Source organism: Enterobacter sp. MGH 33 (assembly GCF_000534535.1).
GTDB lineage: Bacteria > Pseudomonadota > Gammaproteobacteria > Enterobacterales > Enterobacteriaceae > Enterobacter > Enterobacter hormaechei_C.
Genome location: NZ_KI973212.1, coordinates 3,659,252 through 3,677,735 on the forward strand (window position 1 = coordinate 3,659,252; position 18,484 = coordinate 3,677,735).

General features: G+C 56.8%; 11 protein-coding genes. 2 read left to right on the forward strand and 9 right to left on the reverse strand.

What is annotated here, in order from left to right; genetic code table 11:
• Nucleotides 1-5: 5 nt before the first annotated feature.
• The 9 genes from rodZ to L379_RS07015 form a co-directional block, all read right to left on the reverse strand.
• Nucleotides 6-1,016, reverse strand: coding sequence for a cytoskeleton protein RodZ (rodZ, locus tag L379_RS07055; RefSeq protein WP_032649072.1), 1,011 nt, complete (start codon nt 1,014-1,016; stop codon nt 6-8).
• Nucleotides 1,017-1,307: 291 nt separating this feature from the next.
• A complete protein-coding gene (locus L379_RS07050; protein WP_003860623.1) occupies nt 1,308-2,474 on the reverse strand; it encodes a dual-specificity RNA methyltransferase RlmN in 1,167 nt (388 codons plus the stop codon).
• Nucleotides 2,475-2,621: 147 nt separating this feature from the next.
• Nucleotides 2,622-3,053, reverse strand: a complete 432-nt coding sequence (ndk, locus tag L379_RS07045; protein ID WP_003860625.1) for a nucleoside-diphosphate kinase — start codon at nt 3,051-3,053, stop codon at nt 2,622-2,624.
• Between the two features lie 124 nt (nt 3,054-3,177).
• On the reverse strand, nt 3,178-4,053 hold the full coding sequence (locus tag L379_RS07040) for a 4Fe-4S binding protein (RefSeq protein ID WP_032654472.1): 876 nt from the start codon (nt 4,051-4,053) through the stop codon (nt 3,178-3,180).
• Nucleotides 4,053-4,832 carry a dimethyl sulfoxide reductase anchor subunit family protein gene (locus L379_RS07035; protein WP_032654474.1) on the reverse strand — a complete coding sequence of 260 codons (780 nt, stop codon included), beginning with the start codon at nt 4,830-4,832 and terminating at the stop codon, nt 4,053-4,055. The genes L379_RS07040 and L379_RS07035 overlap by 1 nt, the downstream gene beginning before the upstream one ends.
• Complete coding sequence (locus L379_RS07030; protein ID WP_015572168.1) at nt 4,825-5,454, reverse strand: DMSO/selenate family reductase complex B subunit; 630 nt, start codon at nt 5,452-5,454, stop codon at nt 4,825-4,827. Before L379_RS07030 ends, L379_RS07035 begins: the two co-directional genes overlap by 8 nt.
• Nucleotides 5,451-7,829 carry a DMSO/selenate family reductase complex A subunit gene (locus tag L379_RS07025; RefSeq protein WP_032654476.1) on the reverse strand — a complete coding sequence of 793 codons (2,379 nt, stop codon included), beginning with the start codon at nt 7,827-7,829 and terminating at the stop codon, nt 5,451-5,453. Before L379_RS07025 ends, L379_RS07030 begins: the two co-directional genes overlap by 4 nt.
• An 88-nt stretch (nt 7,830-7,917) precedes the next feature.
• Complete coding sequence (gene pbpC / locus L379_RS07020) at nt 7,918-10,245, reverse strand: peptidoglycan glycosyltransferase PbpC (protein WP_023295146.1); 2,328 nt, start codon at nt 10,243-10,245, stop codon at nt 7,918-7,920.
• Between the two features lies 1 nt (nt 10,246).
• Nucleotides 10,247-15,199, reverse strand: coding sequence for an alpha-2-macroglobulin family protein (locus tag L379_RS07015; protein WP_032654478.1), 4,953 nt, complete (start codon nt 15,197-15,199; stop codon nt 10,247-10,249).
• 286 nt (nt 15,200-15,485) lie between these two features.
• Between L379_RS07015 and L379_RS07010 the strand changes: the two genes are divergently transcribed.
• Together L379_RS07010 and L379_RS07005 are read left to right on the forward strand one after the other, a co-directional pair.
• The gene (locus L379_RS07010; protein ID WP_032654480.1) at nt 15,486-17,030 is read left to right on the forward strand and encodes a PTS transporter subunit EIIC; all 1,545 of its coding nucleotides are present in this window, start codon (nt 15,486-15,488) and stop codon (nt 17,028-17,030) included.
• Between the two features lie 12 nt (nt 17,031-17,042).
• Nucleotides 17,043-18,410 carry a 6-phospho-alpha-glucosidase gene (locus tag L379_RS07005; protein ID WP_017692919.1) on the forward strand — a complete coding sequence of 456 codons (1,368 nt, stop codon included), beginning with the start codon at nt 17,043-17,045 and terminating at the stop codon, nt 18,408-18,410.
• Nucleotides 18,411-18,484 lie beyond the last annotated feature (74 nt).

An 18,484-nucleotide genomic window follows, 5' to 3' on the forward strand; every position in this document is an offset into this window, starting at 1 on the left:
GTCTGTTACTGTGCTGCTGATTGTTCGGCATTAACGGTAAGACGCGCAACCTGGTTAGTTCTGATAAAGCGGCTCAGATCGACAGGTTTTCCTTGATACTGGATCTGTACCGCTGCCGGTGCGCCGATTTTAAGCTTGTAAGGTGCCTGGCCCGTTAGATTTAACGTGCCATCTTTACGTTGCAGGCCGCTGAACAGCTTTTTACCTGTCGCATCAGTCACTTCCAGCCAGCAATCCGCCGTGAAATTCATCACCAGCGCATTCGGGTCAACGGCAGGTGCCGCCGTACCCGCCGGGTCAGTTGGCAGTGACGCCGCGGTGTTATCTGCCGGTGCCGTTGCCGCAGGGGCGGTATCAACATTGGCCTGTGAAGGTGATACGACCGCGTTCTGATCCTGGGCCTGGGTGGCTGGTGCGGTATTCGCCGTCGCTTCTGGCGTCGTCGCTGGCTCGGTTGCAGGCGTGCTGCTTGCTGCCGCTTGAGGTTCGCTGGAGGTCGCAGCTCCTTCGGTGCTCAGCGGCACGCTTTGCGCGCCGTTATTACCAGACTGATTGAGCTCAGCGGAGGACTGATCGGCCATCGTCGTGATCTCTTCCTGCTGCGCTTTGTGGTTTTGCCACCACCATGCGCCCGTCAGGCCGACAACCACGAACAGGACCAGCCAGGTAAAGCTCATCAGCCAGCCATCGCGTTTTTTACGACGTTTACCCAGAGAGAAGCTCTGCATCGGCGCAACTTTTGCCGCACGCACAGGCGCCTGCTTCTCCATCATCGGCAGTAATTCGTCTTCAGGGATATGAACCAGTTTGGCGTAAGAACGGATATAACCGCGCAGAAACGTTGAAGCCAGATCGGCGGGTGCCTTATCTTCTTCAATATCGCGAACGGTGGAAACCTTCAGGCACAGGCGTTCTGCAACGGCTTGCTGGCTGAGTCCGAGTTGTTCACGGGCGTTGCGAAGACGAACGCCAGTGGAGAGTGCTGCATTTTGATCGTGAGTGGCTTCAGTATTCATTCGCTACAACTACTGGTACGTGAAAATAAGGGTTCAGGTGCCGGTGAGTCACAATGCCACCCGCACCGCGAAACTTTAGGTCAGTTAACCTGGAACAAACAGTATAAGACTGTCGGGCCGCAGATGACAGCGCTGGCAGGCCTTCACGCTAAACTGTTGTTACGTCGTTACATACTGCCCGAAAGTCGTATGAAACGCACCGTAATTATTAATCAGTCATAATGATTGTGACTGAATATTCAGTAAATTAATGCTTCACGGCGCAAAAAACGCGCCGTGTCTGCATAATAATCAAACGGTTTTGACCGCGATTGACTCACCCTGCATGCGCTTACGCAGCGTACGTTTGGTACGGTCAATAACGTCACCCGCCAGCTGACCACAGGCTGCGTCGATATCATCGCCACGCGTTTTACGAACGATGGTGGTGAAACCATACTCCATCAGCACTTTTGAGAAGCGATCGATACGGCTGTTCGAGCTACGGCCATACGGCGCGCCCGGGAACGGGTTCCATGGGATCAGGTTGATCTTACATGGCGTATCTTTCAGCAGTTCAGCCAGCTCATGTGCATGTTCGGTACCGTCGTTAACATGATCCAGCATCACGTATTCAATGGTCACGCGGCCCTGGTTCGCGTTGGATTTCTCCAGGTAACGGCGTACGCCAGCCAGGAAGGTTTCGATATTGTACTTTTTGTTGATCGGCACAATTTCGTCACGGATGGCGTCGTTTGGCGCGTGAAGGGAGATGGCCAGCGCAACGTCAATCATGTCGCCCAGTTTGTCCAGCGCAGGCACAACGCCGGAAGTAGAGAGCGTAACGCGGCGCTTGGACAGACCAAAACCGAAATCGTCGAGCATAATTTCCATCGCCGGAACGACGTTGGTCAGGTTGAGCAGCGGTTCACCCATCCCCATCATCACCACGTTGGTGATTGGACGTGTACCGGTGACTTTCGCCGCGCCCACGATTTTCGCGGCACGCCAGACCTGGCCGATGATTTCCGACACGCGCAGGTTACGGTTAAAGCCCTGCTGCGCCGTAGAGCAGAATTTGCACTCCAGCGCACAGCCCACCTGAGAAGAGACGCACAGCGTGGCGCGATCGTCTTCCGGGATATACACGGTTTCAACGCGCTGATCGCCAACGGCAATGGCCCACTTGATGGTGCCATCTGAAGAGCGCTGCTCTTCCACCACTTCCGGTGCGCGGATTTCCGCCACTTCTTTAAGCTTATTGCGCAGCACTTTGTTGATGTCCGTCATGTCATCAAAGTTGTCGCTGCAATAGTGATACATCCATTTCATGACCTGATCGGCACGAAATGGCTTCTCGCCCATCTCTTTAAAGAACTCGCGCATCTGCTGACGGTTCAGGTCCAGCAGGTTAATTTTTCCATTTTTATTGGGAACCGCAGGAATGGCGACTTCGGAGGTATTCACTAATTCAGACATAATTTTTTCCGGCCTCGTTGTTACACGTTGTGGCCCTTGGTGGGTTGAAAAGAAACGCCCCGGTAAGCAGTCTGCTCGTCCGGGGCGTTGCATTGTACAAAGTCTGGCGCAGGGATGCCACGTTTGCACGCGGCATTTACGAAATTATTAGCGAGTGCGCGGGCACACTTCGCCTTCAGCGAAGAAGAACGCGATTTCGCGCGCAGCAGATTCAACAGAGTCGGAACCGTGGGTGCCGTTCTCGGTGAAGCTGTCTGCATAGTCGGCGCGCAGAGTACCTGCCAGCGCGTTGTCCGGGTTGGTTGCACCCAGCAGATCGCGGTGACGCTGTACCGCGTTTTCGCCTTCCAGTACGGATACCACGATTGGGCCAGAGGTCATGAACTCGACCAGACCATCAAAGAATGGGCGACCTTCGTGCTCAGCGTAAAAACCGCGAGCCTGCTCAACGGTCAGGTGCAGCATTTTGGTGCCAACGATCTTAAACCCTGCTGATTCAAAGCGAGCGAAGATGCTGCCAATAACGTTTTTTGCCACCGCGTTTGGTTTGATGATGGAAAAAGTACGTTCAATAGCCATTGATAACCTCTGTAAAATGTTCTGTTGTTTTTGCATACCTGAGTATGGTGTGGCGCGGATTATAAAGAGCAATAGCGCCATTGCCTATGGTTATGCATAACATTTTTTTAAAATGAGACGAAGATTAGCAACAGCTCGTATTTCGCATACCGTGTTGATGATGAAAACAGAGCGGACACTGCTTTTCATCAGACGTAAATGACCAGAAATGACGGTGGCACGTCAGGCAAACGGCTTCATATGCCGGTATGGTCACGCTTTTCCCTACCCCGTCTGTTTGCGTCACGTTTATCGCCGCATGCTGGCATACCGCTTCGCAGCCGCCGCACCCCGTACAGCGTCCGGTTTCCACGATCAGTTCAGCGTTCTCAAACCGAATCGCGTTTTCCATACAACTTCGCCAGCACGCGCCGCACAGTATGCAGGATTTGGCATCGAGAGTTATCTCTGCCTCGCTAAACGCAGAAAACGCCCTGCGCAGTTCACGCTGACCGGGCACGACGCTACAGGCCTGGACATCCTCTCGGGGAACGTGCATCAGCACACGCCGGGCGGTATTAACCTCGTTGACGGGTATATATTTAAACGCCCACGCCGCTTCACCGCGTCGGCGAAGCGCCAGATTCAGCCGGGCAATCGCCAGCAACCAGTCAGGATTCTGCTCCGCGTCGATACTGATAAAACGAACGTGGTACTGCGCGTGCCACAGCAGAAGCTCATTCACCCCTGGCGCACGGTCAGTAAACGGCCCAACAAGCGTATCGCCACACAGAAAGCGTTTTCGCGGCGTGATGCCGGTGATGGCCTCAGCGGGGCAGACGAACAGGCAGTCACCGCATTCAATACAGCGGCTGTCATCAACCGAGACGCTTGAGTCGGTAAAAGTAAAAGCCTGCACAGGACAGACGTCCGCGCAGGCGAGGCAGGAAGCGTGGCGAAAACGGCGACGGACGCACGCATGCGTCACGTCCATCGCCGGGACAAAGGTCAATCCGCCCATCAGCCAATACTGAAGAAAACGAAGCGCAGCATCAGCTCACCGACAATCAGCAACGCGCTTCCCAGCAGCATGGGAGATCGCGCCGCTTTCAGACCGCCCGCAGCAAAGCACAGCATACCCGCAACGGATACGCACCAGCTCAGCAGATGCACGGTTCGCAGTTGCTCCAGCATCTGTAGCGGTGCGTGAGGGAACGTCACCACGGTGTTGTCCATAGCCGTAATATCTGCCAGCCAGACGGGCTGCATCACCAGACGCACAAGCACCAGCAGCGTGATAATGACAACCGCCGCACGCACGTTGATGCGGGCATGCGGCGCACAGGCCATGCAGGCTGAGCCGATTATTCCTACCGAGCCGATAAACAGCGCCAGCGTGTTAACGTGCTGCCATGTCACCACGGATGCGTGCATGTAGATCTGCGCCATGCAGAACACATCGACTAAACCAACCAGACCTGCCACAACCAACAGTGGCTTCCAGCCTGGCTTTTTGACAAACATCAGCAGCGTTGCGAAGCCAAGCGCCGCAAGGTAAAGACTGGCAAAGATAATCTCACGGCTCAGCCAGGAGCTGGATACGTGGCGCAGCGCGTTAAGAGCATTAAGCGGATAGCCCATGTGCAGCGCGGAGGCGAGCAGCCCCAGGCTCGCCAGCACAAACGCTCCGGCTGCCGGCAGCAGCGCGCTGCGTTGCGTGCTTCCGAACGCCAGCCACAGCGTAACGCCAACCGATCCTTGCAGGAACAGCGTAAAAATCAGCAGCGGTAACTCATGCATGACGTTTCCCCTCTTTCTCTGCGCCCTGATGCGCTTTGATCACCAGGTTTGGTTTGGTGATGGAGGAATCAGGCAGGCCTTTCACATCACAGACCGCACCATACTTCGCCCGCAGTTCATCAATCGGCCCGAATTTAATCGCTTCGAGTGGACAGGTTGCCACACAGACGGGCTGCTCTCCCTTCGCCTGGAGATCCACGCAGAAATCACATTTGGACATCTGCCCGGTCTGCTCGTTGAGCTGTGGCGCGCCGTAAGGGCAAGACCATGCGCAGTAGCCGCAGCCGACACACTTATCAGTATCAACGCGCACAATGCCGTCCCCCGGACGCTTATGCATCGCGGTGGTTGGACAGTTTTTGGTGCAGACAGGATCTGCGCAGTGGTTACAGGAAATAGAGAGCGTGTAGGCAAAAACGTTGTTGCTGACGCCGCCCTGCCCGGTCGGGATAAAACTCCCGCCGTTGACTTCATAAACGCGACGGAAACGACGTCCGACCTCAAGGTTGTTTTTATCTTTGCACGCCACCTGGCATGCCTTGCAGCCCGAGCAGCGAGAAGAGTCGATATAAAAACCCAGCTGTTTGTCGCTCACCGGTGCGTAATGTTTAAACTGACTCATGCTTTAGCTACCTCCACCAGCATGGTTTGATGGGAATTCCCTTTCGCAAGCGCGGTAATACGGGCGGAACTGAGCACGTTTGCGCAGCCGCCTTTATCGATACCCTGCGCGTCCGGCTGCCACCAGGCGCCTGCCTGCATGGCCACCACGCCTGGAATGATGCGCGGCGTGACCTCCGCCGGGATCTCACAAATGCCGCGCGCGTTATGAATACGCACGGTATCCCCCTGCGCAATGCCGCGCTTTTGCGCATCCTGCGGGTTGATCCACAGCTTTTGCTGCTGCGCCTCAATTAACCACGGGTTGGCATACTGGGTGGAGTTAGCGCGGTTTTTCCCTTTCCAGGTGATCAGCTGGAGCGGGAAGGTTTTCGCCAGCTCGTCTTCCGGCCCTTCATGGGCTGGCACGTAGTGCGACAGCGCCGGAATTTCCGGGTGATGCATGTCGTACAGACGCTTCGAGAAGATCTCAATTTTTCCGGACGGCGTCGGGAACGGATGATTCTGCGGATCGCGAATGTTGTCTTCAAAGGCAACGTACGGCGCGCTTTTGAAAAGATGCTGACGCGTCTTCTGTAGCGTCGCGAAGTCCGGCAGGTTTTCATCCGGCATGGACAGCCGCGTCTGCTCCCAGATGTGCTCAATCCACGCTTTTTCGTCACGGCCCTCGCTGAACGCTGGCTCGACGCCAAGCTTAGCAGCGACCTCCCGCAGCCAGTCGTAGTCTGAACGGCGTTCAAATTCAGGTTCAATCAGCTTTTCTGACAGGATCAGATAGCTTGCCGTACCCCAGGTTTCGCCGATATTCCAGCGTTCCATGAAGCTGGTTTCCGGCAAAAGCAGGTCGGCGTATCTGGCGCTCGGCGTCATAAACAGATCGCTTGCGACGATAAACTCGATTTTCGACTCGTCTTCCAGGACACGGGTTGCCTGATGAAGATCCGGGTTCTGGTTAGCCAGATAATTGCCCGCCAGCGAGAACAGGATGCGGATATTGCTGTCCAGCTTCTCAGCATCCTTCAGGCCATCTTCCGCGGTTACCTTAGAAGCATCATCCGCGGCCTGCACCCAGTTCATGACCGAAATTTTGGCGTTGACCGGGTTGTCCGGCATCTCTGGCCCGGCCGCAAATTTGCGGTTTGCGCAGCCACCATAGCCTGCTGCCCAGCCGCCTTTCACCCCGACGTTACCCGTTAGCGTGGCCAGTATCGTCGAGCCGCGCGCGGTGCGCTCGCCGCAGTTGTGACGCTGCGGTCCCCAGCCCTGGATCAGCGCGGCGGGTTTGGTGGTTGCGTAGTCACGCGCCAGCTGACGAATAGTTTGTGCAGGCACGTGGGTGATTTTCTCTGCCCACTCAGGCGTTTTCGCCACGCCATCCTTTGCACCGCTCAGATAAGCCATCAGGGATTCATTGGCCGGAACGCCCTCTGGCATGGCGTCTTCGTCAAAGCCCAGGGTGTAGCGTTGAATAAAGTCGCGATCGTGCAGATTCTCCGTGACGATCACATACATCATCGCGTCCATCAGGGCGTTGTCCGTGGCAGGAAGCAATGGGATCCACTGATCGGCAAGGGAGGAAACCGTATCGGAATAGCGTGGGTCGACAACAATGAAGCGCGTGCCGTTTTGCTTCATCTTCTGGTAGAAGTGGTTGCTGTGCCCGAAGATGGTTTCCGTCGGGTTATGCCCCCAGAGAATGACCAGTTTGGTGTCCAGCAGCGTGTCCAGAGAGTTGCCGCTGGCGGCGGTGCCATAGGTATACGGCGTTGCCGCCGCCGTGTTACCCATACTGACCGAATGATAGCTTTCGAGATAGCCGCCGGTTAAGTTGAGCAGACGACGAACCATTTTATCGCCGGAAAAGGTCCCGCCGGACACCGCGGTGCCCACATGAACATAGCGTGACGCAGCACCGTATTTTTGCGTAATAGTTTTTAATTGATTCGCAATAAGGGTAGTGGCTTCATCCCAGGTAATACGCTCAAATTTTCCTTCGCCACGTTTACCTACGCGTTTCATTGGATATTTCAGTCGATCGGGGTGATAAACAAATTTCCGATAAGCCCGACCACGAACGCAGGCGCGCATTACTGGCATCTGCGGATCCAGCGCGTTATCCGGACGCGTTGAAATTCGGGTCACAACGCCATCACTGACGTGAGCACGAATATCACATTTGCCGCCGCAGTCAAACGTACTACAGGTTTGCACCACTTTTTCTTCAGGCGTAGCGTCTGAAACCGCCGCGCCCTGTGCCTGTACTTTGCCGGTTTTGACGACAAACGGCAGGGCGGCGAGCGCCGACCCTGCCTGAATAAACTGACGCCGGGATATGGCGGGAATAAGCCTTTCTCCCTGATGTTTATTTTTTTTCATTGCTCGTTCCTTCAAATAAAAACGCATTCTCGTTTTTTTTCAGGAACGAATATTGATAATTATCAAGCTAACTCTTGAGGGGTAATACTTAGCGATCTAATTCAAAATTCACTGTCGCCGTTTGTCCTGTTTCATCTAATACAATTAATTGATATTTACCCGGCAAATATAATTGCAGTGAATAATTCTTCTGATGCCCGTCCAGCGGTTCGCCATTCAAAAACCACCATCGTTGTCCCTCCCCGCCGCTGGTTGAAACGTTGAGGGTCATATTTTTCTCACCCGGAAGACGTTTAATTACCGCCCCTTCTCTGACGCCTGACAACATCATCGGCGCCGCATTATGATTATCCAGCGGAGGGCAAATAGCTGAACGGGCGGGAAGACGAGCAGCCCGTTTTTCAGCAGCAGGCAGCCAGGGCTCCAGCGGTAGCGGCCAGACATCCAGCACTTTCTCTGTCGCATCAGGACAATCCGCCGCAACGCGTTTGCCTTCTTTATCCAGCCAGACCGGGAAACGGATCCCGCGAATACCTTCCTGTTCCGGCAGCAACAGCGTAGGCGGTTCACTGCCTTCCAGCAGCCAGGTTGACAGCCGACGCCGACAGTTTTCGCTCCCTTCAGGCAGGGACTGGCCCCCCGGCCAGCAAATCACGCCCCGTCCTACGCTTGCAGGACGCGGATCGCGCGGCAGGCGCGCTTCATCCACCATCGAGCGGGACTGAAGCATGTTATTGACCTGATTCAGGAGCGGTACCGCGCTGGCGAAACCAAACTGCCCGGCAACGGGCGTGCCGTCCGGGCGTCCGGTCCAGATTCCAATGACATACCGGGCGTTCAGGCCGATGGCCCAGGCATCCCGGTAGCCATAGCTGGTGCCCGTTTTCCACGCCAGCGGCGCAACCTGGGGCAACGCACTGTCCGGCAGGGGCTGTGCTTCATTAGCGAGAATGCGACGAATGATCCACGCCGCCCCCTGCGACAGCAGCGGACGTTCGATCAGCGGATCGCCCGGCTGTAAACGCAGCCGGCCCGCCTTACCCTGACGCGCAAAGGCGCTATAGGCGGCAGCGATATCAGCCAGGCGTGCGCCTGCGCCCCCCAGGATCAGAGAGAGGTTGGGCTGTGCCCCCGCAGGCAGAATGAGCGGTAATCCCGCGTTGCTCAGCATTCCGGCAAAACGTTTTGGGCCGTACGCTTCCAGAACCTGCACCGCAGGCAGGTTGAGGGAACGCACCAGGGCTTCGCTCATACTGACCGGCCCATGGAAGCCGCTGTCAAAGTTGCCGGGACGATAATCCCCCGTTTTTCTTGGCACATCCTGTAATAACGAAGCGGGATGGATCAGACCATCGTCCAGCGCCATGCCATAGATGAATGGCTTGAGGACCGATCCCGGCGATCGGATCGCATTGACCATATCCACGTGGCTGAAACGGCTGTCATCATTGATATCTACCGAGCCTACCCAGCCACGCACTTTCATGGATGTATGATCCACGACGATCATCGCCAGCGAACTGCGGGCGGGCAGGCGTGATTTCCAGTTCATTGCCAGCTCTTCAAGCTGTCGTTGCAAAGCTGCATCCAGCGTGGTGACTATTTTTGTGTCACGACTTTTACTCAGCATCATGCGGGAAAAGAGCGGCGCCAGCTGCGGCATCTGCCGGGGAGCCAGCCAGACCGGCTCTTCACGGGACTCTTTCACCTGCTTCTCAGACCAGACGCCCTGAGTCAGCATGCGGTCGAGCACTTTGTTCCGCGCCGCTTCGGCACGTTCCGGCCAGCGGTCCGGGCGCAGACGGCTGGGTGCCTGCGGCAGAACTGCCAGCAGCGCCGCGTCGGAATAGCTCAGCTGAGACGGCGGTTTGCCAAGGTAAGTCCAGCTTGCCGCACCCACGCCCTGCAACGTGCCGCCAAACGGGGCACGGTTAAGATACAGCGTCAGGATTTCACGCTTGGAGAGATGCCACTCCAGCTGCATCGCCCGCCACAGCTGACGAATTTTACCGCCAAAGGTACGCGGATGCGGATCCAGCAGGCGCGCCACCTGCATGGTAAGCGTGCTCCCGCCGGAAACCACTCTCCCGGAGGTGAGATCCTGCCAGGCGGCACGCAGTACAGAAAGCGGATTGACGCCCGGGTGATCCCAGAACCAGCGATCTTCATACTGGATCAGCGCCTCAAGATAGCGTGGGGAAACCTCTTCAATGGTAACCGGATAGCGCCAGATGCCTTCGCTGTCGGCAAAACGCCACAGCGGAACACCCTGCTCATCCACCACCACTCGCGCTGGGTTGACCTCTTTCAGGGGCAACGGCCACACGCGGTCAGCGACGACAATCAGCCCCCCTGAAACGAGAAGCGCTCCCGCCAGCCACAGCCAGCGGGAGCGAATCAGGCGTGCTATCCGCATCTTACGGAACAACGATCAGCGGGCCACTGGCCGCCCCCGTTGCCCGCCACTGCGGAACGTACATGGACTCGACCATCGGAACAGGCACCTGGTAGGTTCCCGGCGTAACGGCACGGGCCAGGTAAACCAGCGTGACCGGCTGACCTTCATTGACCGGCACCGCGGCCACAAAGCGATCGTCGCGGAATTCCATGTGCTGAATATCAGACTGTTGCATCTGATTCAGCAGGTTTTGCACTTCACTGCCGCTGTCCTGCAAGCTGGCGCTGCTGCTCGCCAGATTCTGGTTTTCCAGCTCCAGACCTGCCGGGAGCAGATCCACCACCAGCGCATCCGGCACGTTCTGGCTGGCCTTCACCTCCAGCCACACCAGAACCAGCTCACCGCTCTTCAGAGAAGAGAGCGACTTGCTGCTGCCGTCTGTCGCCAGGATATGACGTTCAATCTGCAAGACATTAGAGGATGGCTGAGGCGCGTACTCCGGATAGCCAGTCGTGTCCAGTCGTACCCACAGCGGCGTAGTGCCGGTATTCGTCACCTGCAAGGCATCAAGCTGGTCGCCGTTCAGGTTTTCTACCTGCGCTTTATCACTGCTCTGGGTCTGTTCAGAGAGGCTGGTCGTTGCCGTCCACGCGCCTGACAAGGTTTGCAGTGAACGTCCGGCCAGGAACAGCGCATTGCTCTCCTGGGTAGACAGCCAGCGCTGGCTGAACGCGTCTTCAGATAACGCGTTCAGCAGCCTGTTTTGCGCATCCGGCAGCAGCTTGTACTCTTCCAGCAGGGAGAGCATCAGGGCATTATCACGCAGCTGGCTGCCGTAATCCGCCATCCAGTTTCGGCTGTCGTTACGGGGAGTTTTGAGAGCCAGATCCAGCGCCTGCTGGCTGCGCGGTGCATCCCCCATCAGTTTGAGTGCCATGCCCAGCTGCATCAACGGAAGCCCGGAAGCAGCCTGAGCGTGGCGCTCCCAGATTTCACGCAGCGCACCGAGCGGCGCTTTTTGCTGACGAGCCAGCACCAGCGAAGCGTACGCCTGAACAGCAAATTTGCTGGCCTGGGTGTCGTCGCTGTAGCGGATGGACATCATCCCCGGATCCTGTAAATAGCGCAGCAGTCGGCTGTTGGCGTTATTCACTGCCTCGGCAGGCACGCTGTAACCCTGCTCCCCTGCCCGCACTAGGAAGTCCGTGACATAGGCGGTCAGCCAGTACTCTTCCGGGCCGTTTTTATCCCACAAGGCAAAACCGCCATCGTCACGCTGCATTTGCAGCAGACGGGAGATCCCGATATCAATGGCCGCACGGCGTTTATCGTCGGTATCGCCTTTAATACCCAGTGCCTTAAGTTGTGCCGCGTTGGTGTAAAGCGACGGGAACAGGCCGCTGGTGGTCTGCTCAAGACATCCGTATGGATAGGCCTGAAGTTCACGAATGTAGCGCGCCAGATTTAAAGGTGGTTTACCACTGAGCAACAGCTGCCCCTGTAGCGTGGCAGGCGAGAAACCGTTGATATGCTGTGCTGGGGCACTCCAGGATTCGCCAGGGTTCAGCATCGTGCCCGTATTCACCGTTTGCGCCGGGAATGCGGGACGCACGCCAATTTTCCAGCTCTTCTGCTGCGGCGCAAACGTCTCACCAGGGAGCTGAAGCCCCGACACCTGAGCAGTCACTTCACCATCACCATAGCCTTCCAGGGCGCGCACCGGAATAAACAGGGTGCTACGTGCGCCAGGCGGCAGCTTAACCGGCTCTGGCTGAGCACCTTCGAGCGACAACTTACCGGTTGCGGTTAACGCAATGTTCAGCGTTTGCGGCTGGTCCGTCAGATTAGTCAGGTCCAGCGTCAGGCGAGAGGTATCGCCACTTGCGAGGAATCGCGGCGTATTAAGCTCGGTGATAATCGGAGCCGCCACAATGATTTTGCTTTCGCTGCTGCCGAAATCGTCTTCCGTCCAGGCCTGCGCCATCAGACGCAGTTCGCCGTTGAAATCGCCAATCGGCAGCGTGATGGTGCCTTCGCCGTTGGCATCAAGCGTAACCGGCTGCGCCTGCTGGGCAATTATGGTGACATGGTTCACCGGTGGCTTACCGCCGCGTTTCAGTTCATCGCCGTCTCCGCCAAAGCGCAGTGCGGCCAGACGTCCCTGACCTTCAATCACCTGGCCGTAAACATCATAGATGTCCGCGCCATAGCGCTTCTGACCGAAGAAAGCTTCCCACGGATCCGGCGTGACGTAGTCGGTAATGTTCAGCACGCCGCTATCGACAGCCGAGACCAGCACGTTCACCTTCTGTGGCACAGCCCCCTCTTTTACGCTGGCTTTCACTTTCACAGAAAGCGTCTGGTTCGGACGCATTTTTTGCGGGTTATCCAGTGCGATGGCCAGGCGACGATTTTCGTCCCCCATCGGCAGATGCAGCAGGCCAACCGCCCGTTTTGGCGTGGCGGATTTGGATTTATCGCCAGGACGAACCACCAGCGTGCTGAGGTAGAGATCGTGACGTTTCCAGTCCTTGTCCACCGGAATGGCGAGATCCAGACCGTTTGCTGGCACGTCGATCTCTTTCCACCACAGCGGTCCTTCGCTGGATTCGATCATTGCATAGCCCTTGCCTGCGGCCGGCGCTGCAATATGCAGGTTGATGGTATCGCCTGGCTGATAGGATGGCTTGTCCAGTTTCAGCGTCACACGATCCGGGCGAGCAGCGCCCGTGCCATCGCTGTTATCCTGCCAGCTGTACCCCGCCCAGAAGCGCACGCTGCTGACCATGTCATCAGGGGCTTTCACTTCCAGACGGTATGAGCCCCACTCCACCGGGAAGGTGACTTTACCGGTTTCATCGGCCTTGAGGTTTAGCTCCTGCTCGCCCTCAACCAGATCTTTTTGATCAAACTGAGACTGCCAGCCCTCACTCTCGGACCAGTTCCAGAAGTAGTCGCGACGCTCACGGATCAGACGCACCTGCAAACCGGATACCGCTTTTTTCGCCCCGCTGGCATCGGCATAGACGATGTCAAAGCTGGCGTTGCCGTTTTCATCGACAATCGGCTGATTGACGGTGGTATCGGTACGGTAGTCGTAAACGGCCTTGCTGGCGAACTGTGGGCGGATCCCCGGAAGTTCAGCCGCAGGCCAGATAGCCTGCTCGGCGCGTCGCGTTACCGGACGCCCACCTGATTCCAGCAGGCTGGCCTGCAAAATCAGTTGCAGCGGCGAGTGCACCTCTTTCCACTGGCTTTCGGTGGTAACCTGCCCACGCCCCTGTTCGTCCAGCGTAAGCTGCACTTCATCCAGACTGCGGCTCAGGTTCTCCTCGGCAATATCACCAAACTGGAAGCCAGGCAGCGCAGGCACCGCGTCACGTAGCGGACGCAGGAAAAGCTGGCCTTGCAGAGAATTGCCGTTAGCCGGCGCGCCATACAGGTAATAGCCCACAACGTTAAAGTCGACATTATCCTGCGGGGAAACCGGCGTTTTTTGCCCGGTCAGATTCAGCGCCATACGCTCAGGCATAAAATCTTCGACGTGGAAATCCCACATGCGCTGCTGGTTATCGCCCGTATTCGCGCGAATATGCCACATGCCGGTCTGGGCGCCGCTATCGAGCGGAAAGTTGAAGCGATAAAGGCCGTTCTCAGGTTGCACAACGACCGTACGCGCCACCTGTCCGTCCGGGCGCAGCACGTCAAGTTTTACCGGCTGATCGGGAAGCGGTTTGCCATCGCTGTCGCGAAGCAGGCCGTTCAGGATCACCGTTTCACCCGGACGATAGAGATCGCGCGGGCCAAACATAAAGAATTGTTTGCTGTAACCCGGGTTACCGGCGATATCAAACTCCGCCAGATCCAGCGCCGGAAGTTTGAGGTCGAGAAGCGTGGTCTGGCCATCTTTACTGGCCAGGATCAGCGCGGCTTCTTTATCGGTTTCCAGTTTCGCATGACCATCGGCGTCGCTGTTCGCCTCGGCCAGGGTCTGCCCTTTATCGTTCAGAAGGGTAATGGCCACACCTGACTGCGCCGCACCGTTTTCAAGACTCTGGGTGAAGATGTCCAGGCGGTTATGATAACGGTGAGCGGACAGCCCAATATCACTTAAGGTAAAGAGCGTCGCGGCGTTACTGTAGTTATAGTGACCAGCCTGATTCATCACGGCGATATAGACGCCAGACTGCTGGAGCGGCTTAATATCTTTGAGCGGCAGGAGCAGTTTTTCACGCGTATTGCGCGCCGGGTTGAGGTCGAAACGGCCGGTGTAGACCAGTTCCGCCATCTTCAGCAGGTTGTCAGATTCCCAGTTGGTCAGCGAGTTACGGTACTCCCACTGGCTGACAAACGAGGCCAGCGACTCCGGCTTCACGCGATAGAAGTTCACATCCACATTGTTGACGTTGAGCGCCATCACCGGCAATCCTTCCACCACCTTACCCGGCAGCAGCGATCCGCGGCTGGCGAATCCGACCGTCGGTTCAACATCCCGGGTGGTGATCGCTTTTTCATAGTCGATGCCGAATGTCGCTTTGTTCAGCGCCAGCAAATTACGTTCGACGGTGACGACCAGATTACGATTCGGCTCCAGATGGCGCAGGCGCAGCTCTTTCAGATTGGGGGCCAGTTCCCAGGCGCCGTCCACTTTGCCGCTTTTTTTATCCACCACATGCACCGTTTTCGCAAAATCCTGGCTGGGCTCCAGCGGTACAGAGAAGGTCAGAACCAGCGTCGCAGCGCCGTCGAGTTGCACTTCAGAGGCATCCAGCAGCGTCAACGCCTTGCCCTGACTCTGCGCGGCCAGCTTAGCCAGCTTTTCAGGATCCGGTTTTGCTGGGGTTTTCTGTTCTGATGCAGTAGACGCTGCGGGGGCAGCGGCCTGAGGTTTGTCGTCGCTGTTATCACAGCCGACAAGCGTAAAGGTGGTGAGCAGCGCGAGAGAGATCGCAGCTAAGCGAAACGGTTTCATCCTGTGTCCCTGGCCTGAGGGGCCTGTTGGTCATCGTCCGGATAAGTATTATCCGCAAGTTTCGTTAATACAAAAAGTCCAATTTTATAATCTGGAAAGCACCTCGCAGAATGGCATCACGCAGCCAAACCGTGATGGAACGGCGATCACAGCGCATAACGTAACATGTTACCTTTCGCGTCATTTGTTTTTAAAACAAGAAGATAGCTGGATAAGCTCGCATCAGGCCTGCTAGTTTTATGACCATGACGCACCCCGAGTGCGCGGTTCAATAAGAGAGAAAGCCATGAAACGAGCCGTGAACGCCCTACAAAATTTCGGAAAATCATTGTACGGACCTGTACTTATCTTACCCATCGTCGGCCTGTTTATCGCCTTCGGGAATGTACTGGGTAACGGCAATCTGGCCGAGTACCTGCCGTTTCTCGGCCACCCGCTGATCCAGAGTGTCGGCCAGCTGATCGCCAAATCTGCCGTGTCGGTGCTGGTCAACCTGGCGCTGGTATTTGCCGTCGGGATCCCCATTGGACTGGCAACACGAGACAAAGGCTACGCGGCGTTGATTGGGCTGGTGACCTTTATCGTATTCATTAACGCGATGAACGTGACGTTACAGCTTCAGGGAGAACTGGCCCCTGCGGAACAGATGAAAGCCGCCGGACAAAGCATGGTGCTGGGCGTCCAGGTGCTGGAGATGGGCGTTTTCGCCGGGATCCTGACCGGGGCGCTCTCCGGTTATCTGTACAACAAATATTCCGGTGTCCAGTTTAACGGCGCGATGGCGATTTACTCCGGCCACTGCTTTGTCGCGATTGTGATGCTGCCTGTCTCTATGCTGCTCGGCGTGGTCATGAGCGAACTCTGGCCGTACGCACAGCATGGAATAAGCGCTCTGGCGCTGGCGATCAAAGGGTCCGGTCCGTTTGGCGTGGCGATCTACGGTTTCCTTGAACGCATTCTGGTGCCGACGGGCCTGCATCATCTGGTCTATACGCCGTTCCTGTATACCGAACTGGGCGGTACGCAGGAGGTGTGTGGCGCAACCTATCAGGGCGCGCGCAATATCTACTTCGCCGAGATGGCCTGCCCGGACGTGAAGCAGCTCAGCAGTACCGTGGTGTGGGATGCGCGCGGCATCAGCAAGATGTTCGGCCTTCCTGCCGCCGCGCTGGCGATGTACATGACCGCGAAGCCAGAGCGTAAAGCGATTGCGAAAGCGATTCTGATCCCGGCGGCGCTGACCTCGCTGCTGGTCGGCGTAACCGAGCCGATTGAATTCTCCTTCCTGTTCGTCGCCCCGCTGCTGTTCGTGGTGCATGCGGTGCTGACCGGCATCGGCATGATGCTGTTCTCGCTGTTTGGCGTTCACGCCATCGGCGCCAACGGGATTATCGATTTCATCCTCTACAACCTGCCGCTCGGCACGGAGAAGTCCAACTGGCCCATGTACATCATGGTCGGGCTGATCATGTTCGCCCTTTATTTCGTGGTATTCCGCTTCCTGATCCTGCGCTTCAACATGAAAACGCCGGGGCGTGAAGATGAGGACCAGGAGACACGCCTTTACAGCAAGCAGGAGTACCAGGCGAAGGGCAATAACGACGAGCTGGGCGAATCCATCGTGGTGGGTCTGGGCGGTCGGGAAAATATAGAGGTAGTGGATAACTGCTACACCCGCTTACGCGTCACGGTGAAGGACGTCGCTATCATCGATGAACCGCGCCTGAAAGCGACCGGCGCGAAAGGGATAATCAAACAAGGTAACAACGTTCAGGTGGTCTACGGGCTGCATGTCAAAAAAATGCGAGAAGCCGTTGAGACGTTTCTCTGAAAGGAGCTAAAGATGTTTACACCCCCATTTATTCTGTCGATTGCCGGCGGCGGTAGCACCTACACGCCAGGTATTGTGAAAAGCCTGATGGTACGTCTGCATGATTTCCCTCTGGCAGAGATCCGCCTGTATGACATTGACGAGGCGCGCCAGAACACCATTGCGCCCGTGGTGGAGAAGGTTATTCGCGACCACAGCCAGAGCATCAAATTCACCGTCACCAGCGACCCAGAAGTGGCCTTCAGCGGCGCGCATTTTGTTTTTGCCCAGATGCGCGTCGGACAGTACAAAATGCGCGAGCAGGATGAAAAGATCCCGCTGCGCCACGGGGTGGTCGGCCAGGAAACCTGCGGACCCGGCGGGCTGGCATATGGCCTGCGTACTATCCTGCCGATGGTAGAGCTGATCGATCGGGTGGAACGCTACGCGCACGAAAAGGCGTGGATCGTGAACTACTCCAACCCGGCGGCGATTGTCGCTGAGGGCGTGCGTCGCCTGCGCCCCAACGCACGCGTGCTGAACATCTGCGATATGCCGGTTGCCGCGATGCGCAATATGGGCGCCATTCTGGGCGTGGATCGCCATAAACTGGAGGTGGACTATTTTGGCCTCAACCATTTCGGCTGGTTTACCCGCGTGCGGGTGGACGGCGAGGACAAGCTGCCGGAGCTGCGTAAACATATCGCGAAGTTTGGCCTGCTGACGGAAGATGCCGCGAAAACCGACCCGCAGCACTCGGATCCGTCGTGGGTGAAAACCTGGCGCAACATCAAGCCGATTATGGATAACTTCCCGGAGTACCTGCCGAACCCGTATCTACAGTACTACCTGATGCCAAACCAGATTGTGGAGCATCAGAACCCGGACTATACCCGCGCCAACGAAGTGATGAACGGGCGTGAGAAAAAGCTGTTTGCCGCCGCCGAAGAGTACCAGCGCACCGGAATTTTACCGGACGCCTTCCACGTAGGTGTTCACGGCGAATTTATCGTCGATGTCGCCTGCTCACTGGCGTTCAACCTGCGCCAACGCCATCTGGTGATGGTGGAAAACCGCGGGGCGATTACCAACCTGCCGTACGATGCGGTGGTGGAAGTGCCTGCCTATATCACCTCCGAAGGGCCGGAGCCTGTCCGCGTGGGTCAGGTACCACTGTTCCACCAGACGCTCCTGCAACAGCAGCTGGCCTCTGAACAGCTGCTGGTTGAGGCAACCATCGAAGGCAGCTACGAGAAAGCGTTGCAGGCGTTCACTCTGAACCGCACCGTGCCGACCATGGAGCACGCGAAAGCGATTCTGGATGAGATGATCGAAGCCAACCGCGACTACTGGCCTGCGCTGCAAAAGGCCTGGCAGGACGGTGAAGCGGTGAAAAAATAGGGGCTTGCTCGCGAGTTGAACGTGGTTAGCTTGTCGGTGTCAGAAAAAACACCGACAATCCTTTTTTACGGAAA